At 44.4% G+C, this 24,199-nt stretch carries 25 protein-coding genes and 1 riboswitch; of the genes, 10 read left to right on the forward strand and 15 right to left on the reverse strand.

All coding sequences use genetic code 11. The annotated features are described in order from the left end of the window. Positions 1-6: 6 nt before the first annotated feature. From trxA to IWT5_RS04115, 5 genes are all read right to left on the reverse strand, one after another. Positions 7-327: a thioredoxin gene (gene trxA / locus IWT5_RS04095; protein WP_089108691.1), complete on the reverse strand. Its 321-nt coding sequence runs from the start codon at positions 325-327 to the stop codon at positions 7-9. Next, positions 302-1,069 (reverse strand): TerC family protein, encoded by a 768-nt coding sequence (locus IWT5_RS04100; protein WP_089108692.1) that lies wholly within the window; start codon positions 1,067-1,069, stop codon positions 302-304. Before IWT5_RS04100 ends, trxA begins: the two co-directional genes overlap by 26 nt. An 86-nt stretch (positions 1,070-1,155) precedes the next feature. Next, positions 1,156-1,797 carry a glycoside hydrolase family 73 protein gene (locus tag IWT5_RS04105; RefSeq protein ID WP_089108693.1) on the reverse strand — a complete coding sequence of 214 codons (642 nt, stop codon included), beginning with the start codon at positions 1,795-1,797 and terminating at the stop codon, positions 1,156-1,158. A gap of 69 nt (positions 1,798-1,866) precedes the next feature. Continuing rightward, positions 1,867-2,844 carry a linear amide C-N hydrolase gene (locus IWT5_RS04110; RefSeq protein ID WP_089108694.1) on the reverse strand — a complete coding sequence of 326 codons (978 nt, stop codon included), beginning with the start codon at positions 2,842-2,844 and terminating at the stop codon, positions 1,867-1,869. A gap of 4 nt (positions 2,845-2,848) precedes the next feature. After that, positions 2,849-3,094, reverse strand: coding sequence for a hypothetical protein (locus IWT5_RS04115; RefSeq protein WP_225360217.1), 246 nt, complete (start codon positions 3,092-3,094; stop codon positions 2,849-2,851). Between the two features lie 229 nt (positions 3,095-3,323). Between IWT5_RS04115 and IWT5_RS04120 the strand changes: the two genes are divergently transcribed. Then, the gene (locus IWT5_RS04120) at positions 3,324-6,038 is read left to right on the forward strand and encodes an MMPL family transporter (RefSeq protein ID WP_089108696.1); all 2,715 of its coding nucleotides are present in this window, start codon (positions 3,324-3,326) and stop codon (positions 6,036-6,038) included. A 225-nt stretch (positions 6,039-6,263) separates the two neighbouring features. Here IWT5_RS04120 and IWT5_RS04125 read toward each other — a convergent pair whose 3' ends face one another. Next, positions 6,264-6,701: a MerR family transcriptional regulator gene (locus tag IWT5_RS04125; RefSeq protein ID WP_089108697.1), complete on the reverse strand. Its 438-nt coding sequence runs from the start codon at positions 6,699-6,701 to the stop codon at positions 6,264-6,266. A gap of 245 nt (positions 6,702-6,946) precedes the next feature. On the opposite strand from IWT5_RS04125, the gene IWT5_RS04130 reads away from it, so the two are divergent. Next, positions 6,947-7,432, forward strand: a complete 486-nt coding sequence (locus IWT5_RS04130) for a C40 family peptidase (protein ID WP_089108698.1) — start codon at positions 6,947-6,949, stop codon at positions 7,430-7,432. 62 nt (positions 7,433-7,494) lie between these two features. On the opposite strand, the gene IWT5_RS04135 is transcribed toward IWT5_RS04130, so the two are convergent. After that, positions 7,495-7,920, reverse strand: coding sequence for a GNAT family N-acetyltransferase (locus IWT5_RS04135; RefSeq protein ID WP_191981278.1), 426 nt, complete (start codon positions 7,918-7,920; stop codon positions 7,495-7,497). Positions 7,921-8,029: 109 nt separating this feature from the next. On the opposite strand from IWT5_RS04135, the gene IWT5_RS04140 reads away from it, so the two are divergent. Continuing rightward, positions 8,030-8,959, forward strand: a complete 930-nt coding sequence (locus IWT5_RS04140; protein WP_089108700.1) for a VOC family protein — start codon at positions 8,030-8,032, stop codon at positions 8,957-8,959. 95 nt (positions 8,960-9,054) lie between these two features. On the opposite strand, the gene IWT5_RS04145 is transcribed toward IWT5_RS04140, so the two are convergent. Next, on the reverse strand, positions 9,055-9,711 hold the full coding sequence (locus IWT5_RS04145; protein ID WP_089108701.1) for a histidine phosphatase family protein: 657 nt from the start codon (positions 9,709-9,711) through the stop codon (positions 9,055-9,057). A gap of 201 nt (positions 9,712-9,912) precedes the next feature. Between IWT5_RS04145 and IWT5_RS04150 the strand changes: the two genes are divergently transcribed. Further along, complete coding sequence (locus tag IWT5_RS04150) at positions 9,913-12,048, forward strand: LTA synthase family protein (RefSeq protein ID WP_191981285.1); 2,136 nt, start codon at positions 9,913-9,915, stop codon at positions 12,046-12,048. Positions 12,049-12,297: 249 nt separating this feature from the next. On the opposite strand, the gene IWT5_RS04155 is transcribed toward IWT5_RS04150, so the two are convergent. Both IWT5_RS04155 and IWT5_RS04160 read right to left on the reverse strand, forming a co-directional pair. Beyond that, the gene (locus IWT5_RS04155; protein ID WP_225360218.1) at positions 12,298-13,290 is read right to left on the reverse strand and encodes an NAD(P)/FAD-dependent oxidoreductase; all 993 of its coding nucleotides are present in this window, start codon (positions 13,288-13,290) and stop codon (positions 12,298-12,300) included. Between the two features lie 22 nt (positions 13,291-13,312). Next, a complete protein-coding gene (locus IWT5_RS04160; protein ID WP_089108704.1) occupies positions 13,313-14,332 on the reverse strand; it encodes a PrsW family intramembrane metalloprotease in 1,020 nt (339 codons plus the stop codon). A gap of 251 nt (positions 14,333-14,583) precedes the next feature. On the opposite strand from IWT5_RS04160, the gene IWT5_RS04165 reads away from it, so the two are divergent. After that, a complete protein-coding gene (locus IWT5_RS04165) occupies positions 14,584-15,543 on the forward strand; it encodes a nucleoside hydrolase (protein ID WP_089108705.1) in 960 nt (319 codons plus the stop codon). Between the two features lie 71 nt (positions 15,544-15,614). Here IWT5_RS04165 and IWT5_RS04170 read toward each other — a convergent pair whose 3' ends face one another. The 4 genes from IWT5_RS04170 to pyrF are packed head-to-tail and all read right to left on the reverse strand — an operon-like array spanning position 15,615 to position 18,655. Then, a complete protein-coding gene (locus tag IWT5_RS04170; protein ID WP_089108706.1) occupies positions 15,615-16,415 on the reverse strand; it encodes a Cof-type HAD-IIB family hydrolase in 801 nt (266 codons plus the stop codon). A 56-nt stretch (positions 16,416-16,471) separates the two neighbouring features. Beyond that, positions 16,472-17,278, reverse strand: a complete 807-nt coding sequence (locus IWT5_RS04175) for a Cof-type HAD-IIB family hydrolase (RefSeq protein ID WP_089108707.1) — start codon at positions 17,276-17,278, stop codon at positions 16,472-16,474. A 19-nt stretch (positions 17,279-17,297) separates the two neighbouring features. Next, positions 17,298-17,942 (reverse strand): orotate phosphoribosyltransferase, encoded by a 645-nt coding sequence (gene pyrE, locus IWT5_RS04180; RefSeq protein WP_089108708.1) that lies wholly within the window; start codon positions 17,940-17,942, stop codon positions 17,298-17,300. 2 nt (positions 17,943-17,944) lie between these two features. Further along, complete coding sequence (gene pyrF / locus IWT5_RS04185; RefSeq protein ID WP_089108709.1) at positions 17,945-18,655, reverse strand: orotidine-5'-phosphate decarboxylase; 711 nt, start codon at positions 18,653-18,655, stop codon at positions 17,945-17,947. 270 nt (positions 18,656-18,925) lie between these two features. Between pyrF and IWT5_RS04190 the strand changes: the two genes are divergently transcribed. The 5 genes from IWT5_RS04190 (at position 18,926) to IWT5_RS04210 (ending at position 23,500) form a co-directional block, all read left to right on the forward strand. Further along, complete coding sequence (locus tag IWT5_RS04190) at positions 18,926-20,149, forward strand: MFS transporter (protein WP_089108710.1); 1,224 nt, start codon at positions 18,926-18,928, stop codon at positions 20,147-20,149. 66 nt (positions 20,150-20,215) lie between these two features. Next, positions 20,216-20,307: riboswitch (TPP riboswitch) on the forward strand. Positions 20,308-20,409: 102 nt separating this feature from the next. Further along, on the forward strand, positions 20,410-20,982 hold the full coding sequence (locus tag IWT5_RS04195) for an ECF transporter S component (protein ID WP_089108711.1): 573 nt from the start codon (positions 20,410-20,412) through the stop codon (positions 20,980-20,982). A 15-nt stretch (positions 20,983-20,997) separates the two neighbouring features. Further along, positions 20,998-22,437, forward strand: a complete 1,440-nt coding sequence (locus IWT5_RS04200) for an ABC transporter ATP-binding protein (protein ID WP_089108712.1) — start codon at positions 20,998-21,000, stop codon at positions 22,435-22,437. Then, positions 22,434-23,090 (forward strand): energy-coupling factor transporter transmembrane component T family protein, encoded by a 657-nt coding sequence (locus tag IWT5_RS04205; protein ID WP_089108713.1) that lies wholly within the window; start codon positions 22,434-22,436, stop codon positions 23,088-23,090. The genes IWT5_RS04200 and IWT5_RS04205 overlap by 4 nt, the downstream gene beginning before the upstream one ends. Positions 23,091-23,149: 59 nt before the next feature. Further along, positions 23,150-23,500: a hypothetical protein gene (locus IWT5_RS04210; RefSeq protein WP_089108714.1), complete on the forward strand. Its 351-nt coding sequence runs from the start codon at positions 23,150-23,152 to the stop codon at positions 23,498-23,500. Positions 23,501-23,579: 79 nt separating this feature from the next. On the opposite strand, the gene IWT5_RS04215 is transcribed toward IWT5_RS04210, so the two are convergent. After that, positions 23,580-24,119 carry a hypothetical protein gene (locus IWT5_RS04215; protein ID WP_089108715.1) on the reverse strand — a complete coding sequence of 180 codons (540 nt, stop codon included), beginning with the start codon at positions 24,117-24,119 and terminating at the stop codon, positions 23,580-23,582. Positions 24,120-24,199 lie beyond the last annotated feature (80 nt).

Raw genomic sequence — 24,199 nt, forward strand, 5'->3', positions numbered from 1 at the left:
AGCCCCCTAATTGGTTGCTAGTTTTTTATCAAGATACTTTGCTAATTTTTCCTTCGGGTAAACGCCGGTGACCTTTTCAACGGCTTTCCCATCTCGGAAAAGAACCAGACTTGGAATGCTCATGACTTTATAGTTCATCGCCAAATCCTGGTTATTTTCAACGTTCAATTTGCCAAACTTGATCCGGTCACCATACGTGGTTTCAAGCTGTTCGAGGACTGGATCCATCATCTTACAAGGGGCGCACCAGTCGGCCCAGAAATCAACAAGAACTAACCCCGAAGCAGTTTCTGTCGCTAAATTATCCTTTGTTATTGTGACTGCCATCTGCTGTTTGCCTCCCCTTTCTTCTCAAAAAATGAATGATCAATGTGATAACCACCGCAGCTAAAACGATCAGGCCAAAGCCAGCGGCAGGAATTTCAATGTCAATGACTGGAATACTGATAAAGAGTTTCACCGCAATTAGTCCAATCAATCCGTAAGCCATGGGTTCAAGCTCGGGAATGATCCGCATCAGCCTCATGATCAGTTCGGCAACCCCACGCATGGCAAGAATCCCAATCATCCCACCAATCAACACAATCACTGGATTGGGTGAAATGGCGAGTGAAGCTAGAACCGAATCAATTGAGAAAACAATATCCATCAGTTCAATTTGAATGACCACCGACCAAAATAACGGAATATGCCGCTTCTTATCGGAAACTAATTTGCGCGTATGCTTAACACGAGATTTAGAGAAATACTGAAGGGTCAAAAAGAGTAAATACCCGGCTCCCAGAACCTTAATTTCCCAGAAATTAATCAGATAAACACCCATCCCAATAATCAGGAAGCGAAAAATATAGGCCCCCCAAATACCATAGAATAGCGATTTTTCACGTAGTTCCTTGGTTGGCAGCGCCTGTGTCTGGGCCGCTAATACCACCGCGTTATCCACTGAAAGCAGACACTCAATCAGAACTAATGAAAAGATGACCAGCCAGTCACTTCCAGAGCTGATAACCGTTTCCCAATTATGCAGGCTAAAAAAGGGCCCATAAAGTTTTCCAATCAGATCAAACAATTCCGCGCAACTCTCCCCTCGTTATCTTCACAATCGTATCATACAAAAACCAATTCGCGGTATCAAGTAGGATGGACCACCAATTTTTAGTAACCATCAAACCGGTTTAAGGTATAAGTATTAATGACGTTGATTAATTTTTTGGCGTAAGTTGGATCAGTTGCGTAGCCATTTTGCTGCAAAAGCTTCGCCGCCGTTCGATAGTTCGTCACGTGAGGTGGCAAAAACTGCTGGGCAACCACTTGGTCATGGTCTAAGATGGCTGCTTTAAGGTTCGGATAAACGCGGAAGTTAGCGTTGATCCGCTCCTCCTTACCATTAATGTACTCATTTGTTGGAAAGGACCGCGTGTGCCCATTATAGCTACCCTTGATGCCAAACGGGTTATTGGCCTCTTGATAGAGCTGGGAGTGCCCCCAATTCGATTCAACAATGGCTTGAGCAATCACAATGCTAGGCAAAACCTGATGATTAGCCTGATACACGTTGACCGCTGGCTGTGCCACCGAATTAATAAATCGGTGTTGCTGGCGCTGCTCAGGCGTTTCTGTATTCGCCGGCTGGCTCGTTTGCACTTGCCGGTCAGCAATGACCTGATTCATCACATAACGAACGCCCATGCCACCGCCAATTACTAATAGTGCTAACAGAAAGATGATCGTTGCCACACCCTGTGAGTTATTCTTTTTTGTACGGCGTTTTTTCTTGGCCAAAAAATGTGTCTCCATTCATCAAAATAATTATGACTCTAAAATTAGTTTAACATGCGATTGTCTTGACTAAGAATTAATAATTGATTAATTTAAACTGACTGTCTGTAATTCATCAGCAACCTGATAAATCACCGGCTCAGTTCGTTCAAGCATTGCTTTGGTTAACTGCAGTTTAACCGTTCCCAATCGATTATAAGACTCGTAATAATAGGAAAGCGAATCCGTGACTGTAGCAGCACGATAAATCGAATAGTTCTGCTGGTAAGCTCGACTTTTCGGCACACAAACGCCGTTTAATAGATGCCACATACTGATGATTCCTTCTGTCTCATTGGCAGGCTGATCTGTGCGTTCTTTATAGTAAGCAGCTCGAATAAAACGTGAACCCGGTGTGTAAGATCCAGCTGGTACTTTTTTCCCTGAAAAACTGCCAGTAGTCACTCTTGGCGTATTCAACGGGACTTCACCAGCCTCAAATGCGGGCGTAAACGTCATGTAATCTCTTAATTGGCTAAGTTGGCGTTCAAAATTATGGGCGTTGGTCAGGATACCCAACGGATTCTCGTAGATTTTAAGCGGTCTTGCCGAAGTCTCAATGGCAACGATCCGGCCAGTTGCATCAGAAGCAACATAGTGTAGCTCAGGATAGCCATAAGTTTTAAAGGCGTGCTCACCGCTCATTAACTGAATTTCATGGATGTGAGCTTCAATGTCCGCAATCGATTTGTAGTGCCCTAACAGGTATAACGGCAACTCAAATGGTGCAATCGAGTGCTTATTTAAGTCAGGCTGCTGGTCAAAGATAGCCCCATTAGTAAAGGTCAGTTTCTGGACACTCAAGCCAAACTCGTTGATGCCATCCGAAATATCAATTTCATCATCGTGAGGCCGGCCACTGCCAATAATGGCATACTTGTTTTGATAACCCTGGTTGTCATAAACGGAACGCCATTGAAACTGCCGAGGCACGAAGACCGGGCCAGCACCCAAGGTGTGCCAATCCATCGTTCGGCCTAACACATGAGTCCCATCCAAGGCAATTTGGTAGATACTCGTACACATATTGTCACCGCTCCTTTGATTGACTGAGCTTTTTTAAAGTTTGTTCAAACTGTTCATCGATTTGTTTTTGACTTTTTAAAGAGATTTGTTTTGTCGACTGCGCTTTGGCAAGAATTGGTTCCGCCACCTTTAAATAGGTAAACAAAACTTCGCTAACATCTAAATGATAATCGCCAGCTAATTGTTTCGCAATCGAAAAACGCTGATTTGTATTTAATCCGGCATAGGGACTTTGATATTGATTCGACACATTCACTGCCACCCTTCATTTAAAGAAACCTAATTATAAGCAAACTTTGACCGAAATAATAGTATTTTGAATTCAATTTCAGTTTGTTAACGTTTTCCGTTAAAAATAAGCGCTTAATTGTTAAATATTTCATTTTTAGGAATTGAAATACAAACCCCTATCGGCTATGTTAGTATAGTAGTTATAGTTATGCGCCTTTGAGGCGACATTTTAAGGGAGATATTATTCAATGAAAGAGCGGATACGTCAGTTACACAACCAACGAATCTTTTCATTGCTGTTTTGGCTCATTGCAATCTTTGTTGCTATCGTCATGATGCCTAACACCTCTGATCTGATTCAAACCAAGGGTCAGCCACAGCTGGCTAACAACAGCCAGCCAATGATCGCCCGAAGTATGCAGAATACTTGGGGACGAAGCCTTTCGGGTACCAACCGCGTCACAGTGGTTTTCAATAATCCTCATGGTAAGCTGACTGCAACTCAACAGGCCAGCATCGATAAAACCGTTCAGCGTTTATCTGAAAAAGAAAAAGCTGATGGGATTTTGTCCATTCAAACCATGGTCACCAACCCGACGGCCAAAAGTCAATTCTATTCTAAGGATGGCTCCACAGAGACCGTTCAATTAGCGATTGCTCAAAATCAGGGTAACTCCCGGGTCATCGCTAAACAATTACGGTCCCAAATTCGAACTGCTGGCCTATCAACTTATCTGACCAGTCCTGAATTAGTCAACGACGCGGCTAACGAAAATATTAGCCACGTGACAACTTTGGCTGCAATTCTAGGGTTCATTCTCAGTCTACTCATTATTGGGGTTATTTTTAAGTCCTTGATTGCACCGCTGATCTCAACTTTATCCATGTTGATGATGTACGCCGTGTCCTTGGGACTCATCAATAACTTAGCCGGTCATACCAGCTTCCCATATTCTGAATATTTGCCATTATTAACGCTTTTGCTAACTTTGATTTTGGGCACGTTGGGTCACTACTACCTCTTTGACGCCTTTAAACAAAGCATCGCTGATGGTCAAGACCCAGCTGACGCCACCACTCATAGCGTTCACTCGATTCGGAATTTCTTAGCGATTCTCGGTGGCACGTTAACCATCATCTTTGCCAGTTTTTACGCCTTTCGTTTTTCAACCCTGCGCGCAATGTCCGGTTTAGCCTTAGTGACGATCATTACGGTTATTGGGCTTTACACCATTGCACCCATTTTCATGCAACTTTTAGGCGAACGCTTCTTCTGGCCAGCTGTTGATTTGCCTTCACGGCCACACCGTTTTTGGAACTGGATGGCTCGTTTCGGCCTCTGGCAACCATTCATTGCCATTATTGCTGTCCTCTACATTGTTGGTCCATTTGCCATTATGTATCGGGATAACTTGAACTTCTCAGCTGCTAAGACGGTTACGCCTAATAACGAGGCCATCGCCGGTATGCGGGTCCTTAACGCTCACTTTGGTGAAGGAAAAGCTACGCCAGTTACGGTCTACGTTCGTAGTAAAGACCGTGTCGACAACGAAAAAGCATTACTGCAGATTGATAATTTAACTACTAAATTAAAATCAATGCCCGGTGTTGCTGGTGTCACTTCATTGACACAGCCCAACGGCCAGCCAATGAATGAATACTACGTTAACAGTCAATTAAGTCAAATGAATATGACACTCAAGGGTGCCACGGATCAGCTTTCACAGCTCCAATCAGATCTTAAAGGCAACAGTTCAGACTTGAGCCAAGTGAAACTTAGCGATTCAGCTGACAAACTGGACAGTCTGGTTTCAAAAGCAACCCGGTTGTCAGATGATACCAGCACCGTTCGGTCACAGGTTTCACAAGTTGCCGGCCGTGCGAGTGTTTCACAGAGTTCCTCAGCTTCTTCGCGTGTTCGAAACTACCAGCGGTTACTTAACCTAGTCAGCAGCCAGCTCCAAACTGTTGCCAGTAACATGCGGGTCCTTAACGATGAGGCCACCGCTGCTGGTAACGACGGCCAAGCCGTTCAAAGCAGCGTTTCAGACTATGCTTCTCAAGTTTCATCCGTTCAAAGCAGTTTAAAGAAAACAACCACAAGCTTAAAGGGCTTGATCAAGTCCTATAACAATATCTACAGCTATCTGTCTGCTTTACAGGCTTCTGATGCTGCTAAAGTCTACTACATTACTCCTGAGCAATTGACTGGCGTGCAGTTCCAGCAATCGTTGCTCAGCAACACTAGCCAAGACTATAAAACGACTCAGCTACAAGTTTATCTGAAGAACTCCGCTTCTACTTCTAACAATGCGAAAACGATTAAACAGCTGCAATCAGAAGTTAACACGCAATTACAAGGCACTTCACTCAGTAAAGCTAAAGTTGCTTATACGGGGCAACCAGTGGTCCAAGACACCATTGAGCATTCGCTGAAAGCAAACCTCGGTTGGCTTATCCTGACCATTAGCCTGATTACCTTCCTGATTGTCGCACTCTTAAGCGGTTCGGTTCTTCAACCAATCTATTGGCTAACGACATTGGGACTCGCTATCATGGGTGGTACCCAATTAGCACAGCTAACCAACCACTTCATGTCGGGCGACCCAAGTTTCAACTGGCAGGTGCCGTTGATTGCTTTTGTTCCCCTGCTAGTGATCAGTGTCAGTCTGCTAATTCAGCTCGCCATCAGTTACCGGTTTAAAGAAAACGGCATGCTGGATTGGTTATTGCCAGGCGTTAGCTCCCTTGGTCAAATCATTCGTTATCAAGTCTTTACCACGATTATTATTTGCCTGGTTTTGTTCAGTACGAACTTCGCACCACTGACACAAGCTGGCTTGATCATCGTGTTTGCAATGGCGATCTTTGATATTATCCTACCAATCATTGTGACAGCCATTGGTAAATTAACGATCACGTTGCCTTCAAAGCGACCTCATTTGAAGCGGCATGCTAGATAATTAGAGTGTGTGACAAAACTCGGTAGATTCCAGAATTTAAAGTAAAATATGCCTATCCCGGCGAACTTTGTCGGGGTAGGCATATTTTACTTTAAATGGCCGGAATCTGAGTTTTGACGCACGATTAGTCTATATTGAAGTGTTGAACCAAAGAATAATCCTAACGATTTTTAATTAAAAAATTGATTGAAATATTTGTCGATATAGACTCATGACACAACCTCGTTAGTCTTTATTAACCGGCCGAACTTCATAGCTTGTTTCGCCATTTTCATAACGGCCATACAAGACCTTAGTCTTCGCTTTATCGAAGTAACCAAGGTTTAAATACAACTGGCCATCGATAACTTCAACCCCATCAAATGCAGCCTTGAAGAATTCCCGCGAAAGTGCGATTTCTTTTTGGATACTCCGCATCTTCTCAACCGCTGCTGGAAGCCGGTAACCCTCATCTTGCAGCCGTTTAATAATACTGACCTGAATAAAGGTGTGAAAATCATAAACGCGTGCTTTGTTTTGATCATCCCGAGTGATGGCTGAGATATAATCGCGCTGCTCCCAGTAACGAAGTTGACGCGATGAGACACCAGTCATTCGACTTAATTCACCGATCCGAAATACAAATTTATCGAAGTTAACTAAATTAGGAATTCGATACTTCATTTAATAACCGCCTCTCAGGTTTTGCTCCCTTATTATTCCACATTTTCACCTATCGAGTAAAGAACACTGATTAAATTATTGAGATAATCAGCCATTTGAGTCGATTTGTGAATTTATTACGTAAATTACAGTTTAAAAATAATTGTTTAACCTCATTGACATTACTTTGTTACATAACTGAAATAATTAACACGTACACTAATTATTGTACATAAAAACCGGATAAGTTAGGGGTTAGTTATTCAATGAAGAATTTAATCGTTAAAAGTATGATTGCTGTAGCAGCGTTCTTTAGTTTCGCGGTTGCAGGCGCACAAGTAACAACTGCTCACGCTGCAAGTACAAACGCAGATTACAGTTCCGTCTACACAACAGCTAAGAGTAAATTGGGTCGGCCATATGTTTGGGGCGCAACTGGTCCTTATGCATTTGATTGCTCCGGCTTTACCGGCTACGTTTACAAAAAAGCAGCCAAGATCACCATTCCACGAACAGCACAAGCACAGTACAATGCTTACAAGCATGTTAGTGGTTCCAACGTTCAAAAAGGTGACTTAGTCTTCTTCGGTTACAGCACTCGCAGCATTAGCCACGTTGGTCTATACATTGGCAACGGTAAAATGATTGATGCCCAAAACCGCGGTGTGGTTACTGAAAAAGTTCATGCACCTTGGTGGCACGTTGTTGGTTACGCACACGTTACTGATTTCAGCGCAACTGATCAAAATTAATTCACACATAATCTAAAAGCTTCATTGCCAGTAGTACTGGTAATGAAGCTTTTTTCGTCCCACTAAGCACGTTTCAAAACCATCTTGATGTGCTTAATGCCGACCTCTTCAAATGGGGTCCCTGTTTGCTTAAAACCTAACTGCTCATACAACCCAATCGCGGTTGCCTGGGCGTTTAGTTCTAAACTGACGCTGGCGTCTATTTGTGCAATGACCTGCTTTAATAGTGCCAGGGCGTACCCGTGATACCGAAACGCTTTTAAGGTTGCGACACGCTGAATATGAGCCGTTTGGCCGTCAAGCCGGATTCGCGCCGTCGTCACCGGCTGGTCATCAACGTAACCAACGTAATGGGTCACTTGATCATCCAGCCCATCAAATTCTAACTGAGCTGAGATCCCCTGTTCATTCACAAAGACAGCCTTACGAATGCCGGCTGCATCCGCGTACACCTGGCTAGTGGTGTTATCTGCTGATTTAATTTTCATCATTCACACTCCTCATATGTCCTCCATTATACCCTAAGCGAATTACTCAGACATCGCGGATCACTATGCTATACTTGGGGCAATTATAAGACGAAGGTAGGCGACAGTCGTGCAAACACATCACATTTCACTTTTAACCAAAGACGCTAAACAAAACATTCATTTTTATACGCATATTCTAGGCTTGCGACTGGTCAAGAATTCTGTTAATCAGGAAAACATTCATATTCGTCACTTGTTTTACGGCGATTATTTAGGCACACCCGGTTCCGTTATTACTTTCTTTGTATTACCCCTATTAGGTCACCGAACCGATGGCAACCACTTTATTAACGGTTTTCGATTAGCAATTCCAACGGGCAGCAAATCATTTTGGAATGAGCGTTTATCTAATGCAGGTATCACGGTGACTGAAACCAGCGATGGCCTTCAGTTTGATGATCCCGATCAAATCCCGGTTACTCTGGTTGAAACTGATCAGCAACTAACAGAGTGGCAAATCGTCCCTAATAATGGCATCGACCCGCAATATCAGATCAGCCGTTTTCTCGGGACTGAACTGCACGTCCCAGACGTGAGTGCCTCACAAGCTTTCTTTGAAAAACTGCTCAACCTCACTGTCACTAACAACGTGGTTGAGCTAGAAGGCGCTGAGCAAATCAAGCTCGTGCCAACAACTGACTTTAGCCAGATCACGCGGTTCGGTCGTGGCTCCATTGACCACGTTGCCTTAAAGGTTGCTGACGAAGCTGAACTGTTACGTTATTACAGTTTGGCTGAAGAACAGGGCTGGGATATTGAAATGTACCGCGATCGTGGCTGGTTCAAGAGTCTTTACATTCGCGAACCAGGCGATAACCGGATCGAACTGGCAACGCCTACTCCAGGATTCAGCTTGGACGAACCCATCTTAACGTTGGGGAATAGCTTAGGACTGCCACCGAAATTTGAATCATTACGGCCAGAAGTCATGGCTTATTACGCTAAGCAAGGCGTTGACTTCAGTGATGATGGCGATTTGAGCTGGGCGGATAACTAGAACAAACGCAGAAGGACGCCTGCCAGAATCCCTAATAAATGGGATTCTGGCAGGCGTCCTTTTGTATTTATGCTCTAAACGCTCAACACTATTTCTTACTTGTTATAGCTCTCCACAATCACATCATCATCCGTCAGCGTTAAGTTAGTCAAACTGCCATTGGCTGGACGCACGGTCAAGTCGTACTTACCGCCACCAAAACGTTCCATCAAACTTAACAGCGTGTTCCCATGGCTGATCAGTAAAACGTTATCGCCATCTTTCAAATCAGGATTGTGCCGAATCAAATCAAAGCCTTGATCCACTCTTGCCCAGTACTCGTCATTATTTTCGGCTTGATGGAACGGATCGGCTTCCTTCAGATAATCTTTGGCTTTGCCAATTGAATACTTGGTTACAATGTCCTTAAACGTTGGCAGGCCATGAGGTGCCCCGGCTAAGTACCAAGCTTGGGCCATATCGTTACCTTCGTAATAACCATAAAACTCTTCTCTAAAGAACATCGCCGTTTGCGGTGCTTTAATCTCAGAAGCTTGATTTTCTTTCAAAATTAATTTAGCAGTATCCATTGCCCGGGTCGTATCACTGCAATAAGCCGCGTCGAAGTGAATGTTAGCGAGCCGCTTACCAGTGGCAACCGCACCATCGATTCCCTTTTGAGTCAACGGCGAATTACTCCAGCCCTGTAATTTATTGTAAATATTAAAATAGGTTTGTCCGTGACGCACAACGTACAAATTGAGTTTAGTCATTGATTGACACCTCATTTCTTTAGTTAATTCCAGTATATCACCATCTGAAACGAACTAAAGGACAAAAATGGAAGCGCTAACGAAGCTGCTCGACTTCTTACATTTTAATAAATTTTGCTTCTAATTCGGCATAACCCCTGAAAGTCTGCTAAACTAATGAACATTAATACATCGTTAAAAGGAGTCATTATTTTGCAGTTCATAAAGCGCTTATGGCAAAAAACGGATACACGGCTGGGTTTCGCAACCCTGTTACTGGTCTGTTTTTGGTTAAAAACACTGCTAGCGTACTTCGTTGATTTTCGGGTAACTTTAAACGATCCGTTGCAGTTCATTCTCTATATCTTAAATCCAATACCTACTGCAATCATTTTCTACAGTCTAGCGCTTTACATCAAACGTACGCGACTGTTTTACACGTCAATTCTTGTACTAGATATTCTCAATACCGTCCTGCTTTATCTCAATGTCATTTACTACCGCGAGTTTACCGACTTTATGACTGTGGCAACGATGCTGGGATACAACAAAGTCAATCAAGGGCTCAGTGGCAGTTCAGTGGCCTTAACCAGCTTCCACGATCTTTTCTTCTGGCTTGATTTAGTGATCATCGTCGGCCTCTTGGTGACCAGACGGATCAAGACCGATGAGCACAAGCTAAACTGGCGGGCAGGCTTTGCCGTTACTTCCCTTGGTTTTTTAGCTTTCGGTCTCACAATGGCCGTGAGTGAAATGAACCGGCCGCAGTTACTCACTAAAACGTTTGACCGAGCTTACGTCGTCAAATATCTTGGCCTGGATACCTTTACCATTTACGACGGTGCCAAAACTCAGCATAACAGTGATGTCCGTGCAACGGCTAAGAAATCCGAATTAACGGACATCCTGAAATTCGTGCATAAGCATTATGCCAAGCCTAATCAAGCCTATTATGGTAAGGCAAAGGGCAAAAACGTGATTGTCTTGCACTTGGAAAGCTTCCAGCAATTCATGATTGACAAAAAAGTCAACGGCAGAGAAGTCACACCATTTTTAAACAAAATCTACCATAGTCAATCGACCTACGCCTTCGATAATTTCTTCCATCAAGTTGGCCAAGGAAAGACCAGTGATGCTGAAAACATGCTTGAAACCAGCACGTACGGATTACCTCAAGGGTCATTATTTGCGCAGCTTGGCAGTGATAATACCTTCCAAGGGGCACCCTCAATTCTGAAACAAAAGGGCGGTTACTCCAGTGCCGTTTTCCATGGTAACGTGGCCAGTTTCTGGAACCGAAACATTACCTATAAGAATCTGGGCTATCAATACTTCTTTGACGCCAGTTACTACGATACTTCGGGTGATAAATCGCTGGGCTTCGGGCTGAAGGACAAGTTACTGTTCAACGACTCCGTGAAGTACCTAGAACACCTGCAGCAGCCATTTTACGTGAAGTATTTGACTGTCACCAATCACTTCCCCTTCTCGCTTGATAAGGAAGACCAGGATGATGGCTTTAAGGGGCCTAATACTGGCGATAAAACGGTCGATCATTACTTTATGACTGCCCATTATTTGGACGAGTCAATCAAGGAATTTTACAGTTACCTGCACAAAACGGGCTTGGACAAGAAGAGTATCGTTGTTCTATATGGTGATCATTATGGAATCTCTAACTCAGAGAACACTAATTTAGCTAAAGTCCTTGGGAAGAATCCCGACGACTGGAACGATTTTGATAATGCTCAGCTCCAGCGGGTACCCCTCATGTTCAATATGCCCGGCACAAAGGGTGGCCACATCAGCCACACCTATGGCGGTGAAATCGACGTCTTGCCGACACTGCTGCATTTGTTGGGAATCAGCACGAAGCATTACATCCAGTTTGGGACTGATTTATTTTCGAAGAACCACGATACCGTGGTCGCCTTTAGAAATGAAGATTGGGTCAGTGAAAAGTACACTTGCCTTTCAGATGTAATTTACGATAACAAGACCGGCCAGGAACTGCATCCCAACAAGAAATTGCAGGCTAAAATCGATAAACTGCAGGCTAAAGTCAAATTAGAGCTCAGTCTTTCTGATTCACTTAACCAGAAGAATTTATTGCGTTTTTACCATCCGAAAGGGCTAAAACCCGTTAATCCCGCGAAGTACAACTATGCCAATGGGTTAAGCAAGGAAATTAACATTGAACGCCGCTTAAAGGGTAAGTCAACGAGTCTCTTCAGTGAGAATGGCAACAAATCCACTCAGTCAGAGTACAAGACCAATGCCCCAGAATTGCATCATAAATCCACTGACACCAACCGGATCAAGATTACGAACCCGGATGCCAACAGTGGTGACAAATAGAGTGTGTGACAAAACTCGGTAGATTCCAGAATTTAAAGTAAAATATGCCTATCCCGGCGAACTTTGTCGGGGTAGGCATATTTTACTTTAAATGGCCGGAATCTGAGTTTTGAAGCATGATTAGGCTATATTGAAGTATCGAACCAAAGGATAATCCTAACGAGTTTTAATTAAAAAATTGATTAGAATATTTGTCGATATAGACTTATGGCACAACCTCTATTCTTTAATACTTAGTTGCTAACGCCATTACTTTTGACGAATAATTGAAGATGAGTGCATTGGTCCGCGACGATCTGGATACAACGCTACCATAATCGAATTGACCGCAATCGGTGCCTCGCCATAAGCGGTGGCGATCAGCGCCTGCTTGCCGGGATACGTCACGCTATCACCGATCGCGTAGACGCCGGGCACGCTGGTTTCCATTTGTGAATTGACCTTAAATAACCGGTGTTCCGTTGCCAAATCGATGTCCCAGCCATCAACGGTCTTGTGATCTGAAGTAAACCCGTAACTGACGATGACATCATCAACCTCAAACGTTTCGGTTTCATCCTCCGAACGCATTTTTTTAACGGTCACTAACATGCCATTAGCTGTTTTTTCAATGGCTTTGATCATGTACGGTGTTTGAACGTCAATGGTTGAAGCCTTGACCTGAGCAACGGTATGTTCCAATGCCCGAAATTCATTCCGCCGATGAATGAGGTGAACCGACTTCGCAACCGGCTCTAACATGAGTGCTTCATCCAAAGCGGAATCACCCCCACCGGCAATGAGGACGCGGTGGTCCTTAAAGTGGCTAAGATCAGTGACCGCATAAAAGAGGCTTTTACCCTCAAACTCTTTCACATTATCGATGACCAGTGGCCGTGGCGAAAATGAGCCATTACCAACCGCAATTAACACCGTTTTCGAATGGGTGACCTCAGTCGGTGTTGTCACAACAAAGCCATCAGCCGTCTTTTCAATATTAGTGACGGTTTGTTCAGTTTTTAATTCAATTGGGAACTGCTTGAACTGTTCCACCTGACTATTGATCAAGTGTTGCGCTTGAATATCAGGTATCCCAGCGACATCCAAGATCCGTTTTTCCGGATACAAAGCACTCACTTGGCCACCTAGAACAGGTAAGCTTTCAATCAGTTGTGCAGAAGCTTCCCGCAAACCGGCGTAAAACCCGGCAAAAATACCAGCCGGACCGCCACCAATAATGGTTAAATCATACTGTTTATCCAACCTTGACACCCCTCTATCCAATTTAATTAATAATATGCTGCCCCTGAAGCGTTCGTACCTCACGCAGGCCAGCATCGATCAAAACAAAGATTGCAATCCAGCCAGCAATGATAATCAGCCATTTTTGAATGTCGAAGTCGGCAAGCAATGGCGTTGGTGCTTGCCAATCCCAACCGGCATGGAGCAAAACGGCTAATACGTAAAAGCGCAAAAATTTCGGTCGAACCATGGTTTTTCCCTGCACCGGCTTATGCCGGCCCTTCGCCAGAATAATGGCGGCACCAATCAGCGCTGACCAAATGGTATGCGTCCCAATGGCCTGCCAGCTACGGACGAATAACGTCACCAAGCCAAACTCACCAGTATAGCCGGAAGTTTCAAAAACAGCGAAGCCTGCACCCACGCAAGCGCCAATCAGCATGCCATTGAAGATGTAGTTCACTCGAAAACTATTGATAAAGTAGCCAATAATCAGTAGCTTACCCGTCTCTTCAATAAAGCCGATGGTTAAAGCGGAGACTAAATCCACCCCATTACCCGACGGAATTAGCTGATAAAGAACCATTGTCGCAATTAGCGACGCGATCCCGCCAATTAAAAAGACTTCCGTCGCTTGGAAAACAGAAATATTCTTGTAAACGTTGATCTCAAAAAACATAATTGCTAGGGAAAATGGTACCGCTAATGAACCGATAAACACCATTCCAGGAACGGCCTTATTACTGTGAAAGACTAAAAATAGCATTGTCAGTAACGCAAAACTTAATCCCAATAAAGCCAATACCCTAGAAAAGACCCAAGGCTTTACCGGCGCTGAGGAGACCTCGGATAAACTCGGTGTGGTTGTTTTGGTACCAACGATAAAGAGTGCGTCCGCATCATCCTTATTGTGGCGCTTAAAAACCTCTGAGAACATCCGAAAAACGTGAATTTCCACGGCTGTGTCATCCCCCGTCCATTCATTCAGTTCTTTGGTCGCATCATCCAGGAGGTTTTCTCGACGCTTCTTTTTTAATTGTTCTTCTGATAAATTTTGAGTCATTATTACCTCCAAAATCATGGGTCTCTCATGTGTTGAACAAAAATATTGTACCACAGGTAACCGTTTACCAGTAGCGATACCCAAGCAGGCTACTAAGCACATCCGCCGAACCAAATGGTGAATATGCTTGAATTAGCACGTAATTTTCTTGTATTTCATTTGCTCATCACTTATCATTAAAGAGTATAGTGCAGCGCTTTCAATAATATCAAAGAGTAACTCGGTATAAGTTGCTCGATGGAGGTTTTCTGATGGCTACAAAAAAGATGATTTTGGATTTGGATACTGGTATTGACGATTCATTAGCAATCGCCTACGCTTTAGCAGCACCCGATGTTGATTTAATTGGTATCATTGGCTCATACGGTAACGTCTACGTCAAAGATGGCGGTATCAACTCACTGAAGATTTTGGAATTACTCGGTGCAACTGACGTACCTGTTTACCTTGGTGAAAGTCACTCCCTTACAAGTGACCACTTTGACCGGATGCAGGTCAGTGCACGGATTCACGGCGAAAACGGGATTGGTCAAGTTGAACTGCCAGAACCTAAACGTCAATTGGAAACCACTTCAGGTGTCGACTTCTTAATCGATTCCGTTAAAAAGTATGGTAAAGACTTGACCTTAGTACCAACTGGTCCAATGACCAACTTGGCTAAAGCACTGGAAAAAGCACCTGAGATTGCAACTGAAATTGGTAACGTCACTTTCATGGGTGGTGCTTTAACCGTTGAAGGTAATGTTAACGCCTATGCTGAAGCCAACATCAACCAAGATGCCGAAGCTGCTAACGCCGTCTTCACCAGTCCAATGCAGTTGACGATGGTTGGCCTGGATGTCACATTACGGACCTTATTGACCCGTAAAGAAACCTCTCAATGGCGTGAATTAAACACCAAAGCTGGTGCAGCCTTCGCTGATATCGTTGATTACTACATCGAAGCCTACGAAGAAACCAACCCACAAGTTCCTGGCTGTGCCCTGCATGACCCACTTGCCGTTGGTGTTGCCTTAGATCCTAGTTTCATTACCACTCTTGGACTGAACATGTTCGTTTCAACTGATAAAGAAACTTACGGTCGGACAATTGGTGACCAAGCTCGCTTGGATCAACCAAAGACCAACGTCAATGTTGGTATCAACGTTGATGCTGACCGTTACTTAGCAACCTTCATGAAATACTTAACTGGCCTGTTTGCTAAGAACTAATAGCCCTAAATAACGATTAAAGAGGCACTTGATTTCCTGCGTGGAAAATCAAGCGCCTCTTTTTTAACCCATTAACTTAATTTAAAATACTCGTCAACAAAGGTTGCCACACCGTCTTCTTCATTGGTACCGGTATGGTAATTCGTGATTGCCGTAATTTCGGGAATCGCGTTAGCCATAGCGACCCCAACGGAAGCTGCTTTGAGCATTCCTGCATCATTTTCAGCATCCCCAAACGCCATGAGATTACTTTCATCCCAGCCGAAATGCTGCAACAACGCATGCAAGCCCACCGACTTATCGGTAGTAGTGCTTAGAAATTCTAGAATATGCGGCTGCGAACGAGCAATATGATACTGTTCATGGAGCTCGGGCGTCAACGCAGCAATCATTTTATCCAAGACTGCTGGTTCTTGAGCAGCAACAACTTTGGCATAAAGGTGATCAGGCAATTTATCAAAGGTCATCGGTGCAAACTTAATGCCGCCACCCAGTTGATAAATGGATTTCACTAAATCAGTGACAGGATAAACCTGATCAAAATCCAAAACATCCATTGGGAATCCCTTAGCCTCACAAAAATCGTGCAGCGGTACTAGGTCGGTCTTAGTAAGCCCCTGCTTAGCCAAAGCCTCACGACTGGTATTATTAATCACCAACGCACCATTAAAGGTGATCGTAAAGTCATCGTCGTTCGTTAAGCCAAGCTGTTCAATATAGTGCCAAATCGCATTGATCGGCCGGCCCGTGCACAATACCACTTTGACACCCTTTGCCATCAACTTTTTTAACGCCTGTTCGTTTACTTGACTGATTTTTTTATCATTCGTTAGTAACGTATTATCTAAGTCCAGGGCTACTAATTTAATCATCTGATCCACCTCGTTGTTGAATTTTTCACAATAGGTTCAGTATACCCCATTTTGGCCTATTTGAGGAAATCTTCAATCACGGCAAGAACGCCGCTGTCATTATTGGTCAGCGGCGTAATTAAATTAACTTGCTGTTTGACGGATTCAGGCGCGTTTTTCATCACGTAGCCATACTTGGCCTGCTGCAACATCTCCAAATCGTTGCCGCTATCTCCAAATGCCAGTGTTTCAGCATAGCTGATCTGCCAATGCTTTTGCAGTTTGGCCAACCCGTACGCCTTATTGACGTGAGGCAAAATGACGTCAATGCCGCCTAGCCCACTGGAGGTCGCCCGTAGTTTACCAGCAAACGCCTGGTTAACTAGTTTTTCTTGAGCAGAAACATCAAAGGAAGGCCAGGTAATATCAACTTTATAAATGGCATCCGTTACCTCAGTCAGATCCATCACGTGCGTCAAGTTACCGTAAAAATAACTGGACTGCTTAAACCGCTTTGAAGTGGCCAACATTTCCGTCCATGCTGCTTGTCGGCCGGAAAGTAGAATCCAGGCCTGTTTAAACAGCGGCTGCGTCCTCGCCCACCGTAGAAAGCCACCTAATAAAGACTGTGGAATCACGTCTTCACTGATGGTTTGTTCATCTAAGACGATATGGGCACCATCCTCGGCCAAGTAGGTAATTTCACCAGTTAAGCCCGTAAAATATTGCGGTAGATGCGGGTACTGATTACCACTGGCTACCACGAAACGGACATTGTGTTCCTGCAACTTGGTTAATAACCGTTGAAATCGTGGATGGTCATAGTCACTTTGGTCATTTAAAAAAGTCCCGTCCATGTCTGTCGCAATTAATTTGATTGCCATGCCGAATCATCTCCGTCGCTTACTTAGTTTGAGTCGGTAACCAGTGCCACGGATCTTGTCGCCACTGCTGCAGCGAATCAAGTTCTTCTTGATCAATGTCGTGGTTTTCGTTAGCCAACTGAATCAGCGTACTGTAATTGGTCAACGTATGCAAGGACAGTTCTGCTTTGGCAAAGTTCTCTTCGCTGTCTGGTAATTCATAAGAAAAGATTCCCAGCACGCCAAGGACTTCGGCCCCAGCGCGCTGAACAGCCTTGGCAGCGCCTAACACACTGCCACCAGTGGAAATGAGATCATCGATTAAAACCACTTTATCGGTGGCTAAGATTTGCCCCTCAATTTGCTGACCGGTACCGTGATCCTTGGGCTTTGACCGCACGTAGCTCATTGGCAGCTCAAGTTTATCGGCCACAATGGCAGCATGGGGAATCCCGGCCGTTGCCACACCAGCAATGACCGTTGCACCAGGAAAATTGGCCTTGATATAAGTCGCCAAGCCGTCCGCAATATGGGTTCGCACAGTCGGAAAGGCAATTGTCCGGCGATTATCGGTATAGATTGGTGCCTGAATACCGCTAGCCCAGGTAAAGGGTTCCTTAGGCGACAAAGTCACAGCATTGATTTCTAAAAGATCATTTGCAATTTGACGTGCAATTTCTGTCATAGTTAAAGCTCCCATTCTTTGGCAATTTTTTGATATGCAGCTACTGGGTCAGCCGCCTTGGTGATTGACCGGCCGACGACTAAACCGTCGCTGCCTAACTTGGCAGCCTGAGCTGGTGTGACTACTCGCTTCTGATCGTCGGCACTGTCTGAAGCTAACCGAATACCGGGATTGATGCACAAAAACTCATCACTGGTGGAACGATGGATCATCGGGTCTTCAAGCGCTGATGAAATGACACCGTCAGCACCACTAGACTCCGCCAGCTGTGCGTAGTGGCGTACCGACTCAGTCAAACTGGCATTGACCAGCTGTTCAGTCCGCATCTGTTCTTCAGACGTTGAAGTCAGCTGAGTGATGGCTAGCAGTTTTGCAGGTTTGACCCCCGCTTTTTGACTGCCACGAAGCAGACCCTTCTTCGCCCGACTGATCATCTCCGCACCACCGGCCGCGTGAACGGTCACCATGGAAACTTCCTGCTGGCCTAGTTGGTACATTGCCTGTTCCACGGTGTTGGGAATATCGTACAGTTTTAAATCTAAGAAAACCTGAATACCACGCTTCCTTAATTCCAATAAAATCTTCGGCCCTTCAAAGTAAAAGAGTTCCATCCCCACCTTCACAAATAATTGATCCTGGTGATCAAACTGATCGAGAAAATGAAATACCTGTTCCCGGTCTTCAAAGTCTAACGCAATAATAATGGGGCGCATGTTAGTCTCCTTTCTGCACAAAAAAGCCGTTTAGCTCGAGCGCTAAACGGTTCACTGGTGCCACAAAAGTGTGGTCTTCTACCGTAAACTTGTTAGTCTCTCTGGGCTAAGTTAAAGATATCTTGCATTGAGTTTACATCAGTCTGCTAGTCATCGTCAAGAAGTACTTGTAATCGTCAATAAACTATGTCACAATACCAGCGACGGTTAGAGACCATAACCGCAAAAATAACAAGTGCCTGTGAGCACTTATTTTGGAGGCAACTGAATATGGAAACAACTGTACGACACCACGCACTAAGCAAGAACCAAAAGTGGACGATCGCTTCTACCTCGGCTGGATTCGCACTGGAGAACATGGACGTTTTATTCCTCTCCTTCGCGCTTTCTTCCATCATCGCTGATTTAAACATCAACGGTGCTCAGGCAGGGCTGATTTCTTCAATCACTAATTTGGGCATGCTAGTGGGTGGTATTTTATTTGGTATCATTGCAGACCGCTTTGGCCGGGTACGAACTTTTTCACATACCGTCTTTATTTTTGCTTTTGCCACTGCTGCCATGTACTTTGCCAACAGCATTACTTTAATCTATCTCTGCCGCTTTATTGCTGGTATTGGTGCCGGTGGTGAATACGGTGTCGGCATTACGCTGATTGCCGAAAACTTTAACCACCATAAGATTGGTAAAATGACGTCAATTGCCGCAATTGGCGGGCAACTAGGAGCAATTCTGGCCGCTATCTCCGCCGCCTTCATTATTCCGGCATTTGGCTGGCGGGCATTGTTCTTATTCGGTTTGATTCCAGTTGGTTTGACCTACTTCATTCGTCGTCACCTGCACGAAAGTGACGAGTTTTTAGCTGCTAAAAAAGCCGAAGCGGATCCTAGTAAGCGGGTTCGCGTCAGTGCACTGTTCAAGACACCTAAGCTGGCCTACCAAACCATTGCATTGAGCGTCATGGTCATCGTTCAAATTGCGGGCTACTTTGGCCTAATGAACTGGTTACCATCGATCATGCAGCAAAAACTTCACCTCAGTGTTTCCGGTTCTTCAATTTGGATGATTGCAACGATTGTCGGCATGAGTATTGGGATGATGACCTTTGGCAGTATCCTCGATTACTTTGGCCCGCGGCTGGCCTTCGGTATTTTCTTAGTTTGTTCAGCGTTGGCAGTCTTCAGCATTACCCTAGCTGTCAATGAAATCACTCTGCTATTAGCTGGTGGCGTATTGGGCTTCTTCTCAAACGGCATGTTCGGTGGCTACGGTGCGGTCATTTCCCGTCTCTACCCAACTGAAATTCGTTCGACAGCTAACAACGTCATCGTTAACATCGGCCGTGCAATCGGCGGTTTCTCCAGCGTGGTGATTGGCTTTTTGATGGACCACTATAGCTTAATCGTAGTCATGGGCTTCCTGTCAGTCCTCTACATCATCAGTCTCTGCACCATGCTGACCATTCCAAACCTCAAGAAATTAGGGCGCGCTTAGGCCTTGATTCCAATGGTTCGCTTGCTTGCAAATCTAGACCACTCCGTGTAGACTTAAACATGAACTAAACGTTATCTGGGGTGCCTTTTGGCTGAGATACACACCCATTGAACCTGATCTGGTTAATGCCAGCGAAGGGAGCATAATGCATTTATTTTTTAATTAAAAAGCCAAAAGGACGAGTCAAAAATAGCTGTTTATCTTTGACTCTTTTTTGTACAGAAAAGGTTTAGCAACAAACTATATGGAGGCTTTTCAGCATGAAATATTCAAATGCTTGGCATTTACGTGACATTATTTTATTAACTTTAATTGCGATCTTCTTTGGTGTCATTTATTGGATCGTTGGTCCCGTTTATAATATCCTGACTGTTGCTCTAACACCAGTTGGCTTAGGTCCCGCTGCTAATGATATCTTAATGGGTATCTGGGTCATGGCTGGTCCACTGGCTGGTTACCTGTTCAAAAAAATCGGCTCCGCTACCCTTGGTGAATTTTTAGGTGCCGTTGTCGAAATGTTTCTCGGCGGTCAATGGGGTGCCAGCACAATGATCTCAGGTGTCGTACAAGGAGTCGCTTCAGAATTGGGCTTCGCTTTTACGGGTTACAAACGTTACGACTGGTTTAGCCTAAATCTGAGTGTGCTCACCACAACCATCGTTACTTTTGGTTGGGATATGATTCGAAACGGCTACGCGCAGTATCACATCGGTTTGCTGATTGCCCTCTTTATTATTCGCTTAGTCTCAACCTGGATTTTTGCCGGTGTTCTTGCCAAAGCCATTGTTAATCTACTCGATCGGACACATTTGATGCAATCACGAACTCGTTAGAATTGGGGTAACTTCATGGCAACTATTTTAGTCAATCACTTATCATTTTCATATCCGACTGAAGATGGCAAAAAACCACTCACATTAGTCGATCTTTCAGCTAATTTTCCTAGTGGCGATTTTTCCCTTTTAACCGGTCCTTCCGGTTCAGGAAAATCTACCCTCATGAAAATTATTAGTGGTCTTTATCCAAAATTCGGTGGCATTGTCACCGCTGGTGAAGTCCGGTTAAATGATACTAAAATTCAGGATATTCCGGAACGTGACCGCGGTCAGCTCGTGGCAATGATGTTTCAAAATCCTAATCAGCAGTTCGCCATGGATACCGTTGAACGGGAACTCATTTTTGCTTTGGAAAATCAGTGCGTCCCACCAGCCGAGATGATGGCTAGAGTAGACCGGGCATTAGAGTACGTCGAAATCAGCCAGCTTCGCCACCGTCAATTAAACAGTTTGTCTGGCGGTGAAAAACAAAAGGTTGCCTTGGCCGTCATCATTGCCATGCAAGCAGATACCATCCTACTGGATGAGCCGTTCGCCAGCGTTGACCCGGTTGCCCGTCAACTACTGCTGTCTAAGCTTTCAAGGCTTCAGCGTGAAGAACACAAAACGATTCTTATTTCCGACCATGACCTTGAAGACTACGATCAATACATTGACCACCTCTTTGTGCTTAATAGAACGGGTGATTCACTTGTTCTGTTAGATCAGGAAGCAGCCAATCAAAAAATGGCTAGCTTTAATCGGCAAGACACCTCAAAACAGCATTTAAATTTACCACTAGCTACAGATCAATCGACCATTCAAGGTAACCAACTCAGTTTGACTGCCGGTACTTCAACGCTATTAAAACAGCCAGATATCAGCTTTTTTAAACATTACATCACACTGTTAACGGGAGCCAATGGGACTGGCAAATCAACGCTTCTGATGGCAATTGCTAAACTTCATCAATATGATGGCTCGCTACTATTACAGCAAAAAGAGATTGCTAAAATCCGTAATAAGCAGCTTTTCTCTCAGGTTGCTTTGGTATTTCAAGATGCTGATCAGCAGTTTTTAAACGTCACCGTAGCAGAAGAATTAGCGCTGTCGTTAAAGAATAGTCAGGCACAGAATTACTTCAAAGACCGATTGGCTGACTTTTTAAAGCAGCTTCACCTTGATCAGCTTCAAGATCACGTTGTTTATACATTAAGCGGCGGTCAAAAAAAGAAATTACAGATCTTAGAAATGTTAATGATGGCAACGCCCGTCCTCCTTTTTGACGAGCCATTCACCGGACTTGACTTTAACTCACTGCAAACCATTATGGCCATCATGAAGCAAGTGGCACACGATTGTCACCAAACCATGATCATCGTCAGTCATCAGCTGTTTGGCCTCGACGCGTTAATCGACTACCACGTCACTTTGGAAAACAAGCAATTACAGTATGTGGAGGGATTGGCATGAACCCAAGTTTAAAATTCTTATTGGCAGTCCTGATTGCCCTTGAAATTTCCTTCACCAATACTTGGATGGTTAATGTTGGATTAGCTTTAATTGGCTTAATCATCATCCTCAGCAGCCGTCCCAATCTAAAACGCTTGGCACTCTTGTTCTTTGTGCCCTTGATTCCAGCATTTGCTCTGGCATTCGCTATTTTATTGCAGTCCAATGCCGGTATTCACTTTGCACTGGTTCTCTTTACCCGTATCTACGCGTACGTTTTCGTCGGCTCTGCAGCAACGTTAACAACTTCCGTTTCTGATTTGGTCATGTCTTTGGAACAAAACGCCCACATTCCCAGCAAGTTTGCCTATGGCTTTTTAGGTGCCTTTAACCTATTACCTAAAATCGTCAGTGAAGTTAATATTATCCGGGCAGCTGGTAACATGCGCGGGCAGGCACTGCATATCTGGTCACCTCAACTTTATTTCAAGGCCATTTTAGCTTCGTTAGACTGGTCGGAAAACTTAGCTGAAGCCATGACTTCTCATGGCTTTTCTGAGGGTGCTCCTCGTACCTACTTCAAGCAAATCCGCATTCGCTGGTGGGACTGGCTGATTATGCTGGGCAGTTTAGGACTCTTGCAAGTTGCCTTATTTGGTCTGCATCTCCAATAATTTGATTACCCCTATTTAACCCAAAAGTTTTATAATATAGTTTAAAGAAGGTGATCATTATGGCTCGAAAACCACTTAAATTCACGACAGCATTCGGATTAACCGTAATGGTACTAGGTGGCCTGCTTGAATTAGGCGCATTTGGTTATCATTTAGGTAGCATGGTTAGTGCTGAGACCGTTTTTACGGGCGCTATCGTCCTCACTATTGGTCAAGCATTTTTCGGCATCGACAACCTGCTTCTGTCCTTACTGCTGACCTTTTTTAGCGCGGTTGGCGCTGGTTACTACGTTTTAGTTCAAACCTCAAGCTGGCTTTGGGCGATTGTTGCAGTAATCGCGTTCTTTGCTTTTATTGTGACACTGTTTGGATTCCGATCATCGATTCGCAAAAAACATGGGTTGTGGTAGTTTAAAATGAAATAAGAACCAAAAAAGCAAGCTACTTGCAGTCATATTTAACTGCAAGTAGCTTGCTTTTATTAATCTATTAATAAGCATTACCAACCACGACGTAAGTCACGCCACCATCGACCGACTTAAGCAGCTGCCCATTAGTGTTAGTCTTATACCAGGCAATGGTTGGACTTGTACTTGGATCCGCACCCTGAGCCCTCATATTGGCAGATTGGTGATTTTCCTGAACTTGAACAACGTAAGTACCTGAACCAGACTGACTAAATTGAAAGGTTAAGTCTTGCGGTGCGTACTGACTACTCAAAGACTGTGAGATGCGATTGGCAACTGACTGCTGCGTCACAGCAGGATGAGTTTGCGTCGTACTGGTCTTATTTTGCTGCTCTGAAGCGGCCTTTTCTCCCGTCTTGTCACTGGTTTTCTCTGACGGAGAAGTCGACTCAGAAGCCGCTTGTTCAGAAGATGACTGACTGGCTGAACCGTTATTAGCCACTTTATTTTCGGTTTTAGCCGATGACTCACTAGTTGCTGAATGAGACTTATTTTGCGATCCGCATCCTCCAAGAAGCCCCAAAACAGTCAATGGTAAAATCAATTTAATTAATGTTTTCATCGCTTGTCATTTGGCAAACTCATCCCACAGAGTCTGCCTCTCCCCCCTTACTTATTTACGCCCATTATACCATGTGTGCA

The sequence above is a fragment of the Secundilactobacillus mixtipabuli genome, from assembly GCF_002217925.1.
In the GTDB taxonomy this organism is placed as follows: Bacteria; Bacillota; Bacilli; order Lactobacillales; family Lactobacillaceae; genus Secundilactobacillus; species Secundilactobacillus mixtipabuli.

Excerpts from the sequence above, each read along its gene's own strand:
- trxA (WP_089108691.1), bottom strand. The coding sequence starts at position 327 with ATGGCAGTCACAATAACAAAGGATAATTTAGCGACAGAAACTGCTTCG.
- IWT5_RS04105 (WP_089108693.1), bottom strand. The coding sequence starts at position 1,797 with ATGGAGACACATTTTTTGGCCAAGAAAAAACGCCGTACAAAAAAGAAT.
- IWT5_RS04110 (WP_089108694.1), bottom strand. The coding sequence starts at position 2,844 with ATGTGTACGAGTATCTACCAAATTGCCTTGGATGGGACTCATGTGTTA.
- IWT5_RS04120 (WP_089108696.1), top strand. The coding sequence starts at position 3,324 with ATGAAAGAGCGGATACGTCAGTTACACAACCAACGAATCTTTTCATTG.
- IWT5_RS04125 (WP_089108697.1), bottom strand. The coding sequence starts at position 6,701 with ATGAAGTATCGAATTCCTAATTTAGTTAACTTCGATAAATTTGTATTT.
- IWT5_RS04130 (WP_089108698.1), top strand. The coding sequence starts at position 6,947 with ATGAAGAATTTAATCGTTAAAAGTATGATTGCTGTAGCAGCGTTCTTT.
- IWT5_RS04135 (WP_191981278.1), bottom strand. The coding sequence starts at position 7,920 with ATGAAAATTAAATCAGCAGATAACACCACTAGCCAGGTGTACGCGGAT.
- IWT5_RS04145 (WP_089108701.1), bottom strand. The coding sequence starts at position 9,711 with ATGACTAAACTCAATTTGTACGTTGTGCGTCACGGACAAACCTATTTT.
- IWT5_RS04160 (WP_089108704.1), bottom strand. The coding sequence starts at position 14,332 with ATGACTCAAAATTTATCAGAAGAACAATTAAAAAAGAAGCGTCGAGAA.
- IWT5_RS04165 (WP_089108705.1), top strand. The coding sequence starts at position 14,584 with ATGGCTACAAAAAAGATGATTTTGGATTTGGATACTGGTATTGACGAT.
- IWT5_RS04170 (WP_089108706.1), bottom strand. The coding sequence starts at position 16,415 with ATGATTAAATTAGTAGCCCTGGACTTAGATAATACGTTACTAACGAAT.
- IWT5_RS04175 (WP_089108707.1), bottom strand. The coding sequence starts at position 17,278 with ATGGCAATCAAATTAATTGCGACAGACATGGACGGGACTTTTTTAAAT.
- pyrE (WP_089108708.1), bottom strand. The coding sequence starts at position 17,942 with ATGACAGAAATTGCACGTCAAATTGCAAATGATCTTTTAGAAATCAAT.
- pyrF (WP_089108709.1), bottom strand. The coding sequence starts at position 18,655 with ATGCGCCCCATTATTATTGCGTTAGACTTTGAAGACCGGGAACAGGTA.
- IWT5_RS04190 (WP_089108710.1), top strand. The coding sequence starts at position 18,926 with ATGGAAACAACTGTACGACACCACGCACTAAGCAAGAACCAAAAGTGG.
- IWT5_RS04195 (WP_089108711.1), top strand. The coding sequence starts at position 20,410 with ATGAAATATTCAAATGCTTGGCATTTACGTGACATTATTTTATTAACT.
- IWT5_RS04200 (WP_089108712.1), top strand. The coding sequence starts at position 20,998 with ATGGCAACTATTTTAGTCAATCACTTATCATTTTCATATCCGACTGAA.
- IWT5_RS04205 (WP_089108713.1), top strand. The coding sequence starts at position 22,434 with ATGAACCCAAGTTTAAAATTCTTATTGGCAGTCCTGATTGCCCTTGAA.
- IWT5_RS04210 (WP_089108714.1), top strand. The coding sequence starts at position 23,150 with ATGGCTCGAAAACCACTTAAATTCACGACAGCATTCGGATTAACCGTA.
- IWT5_RS04215 (WP_089108715.1), bottom strand. The coding sequence starts at position 24,119 with ATGAAAACATTAATTAAATTGATTTTACCATTGACTGTTTTGGGGCTT.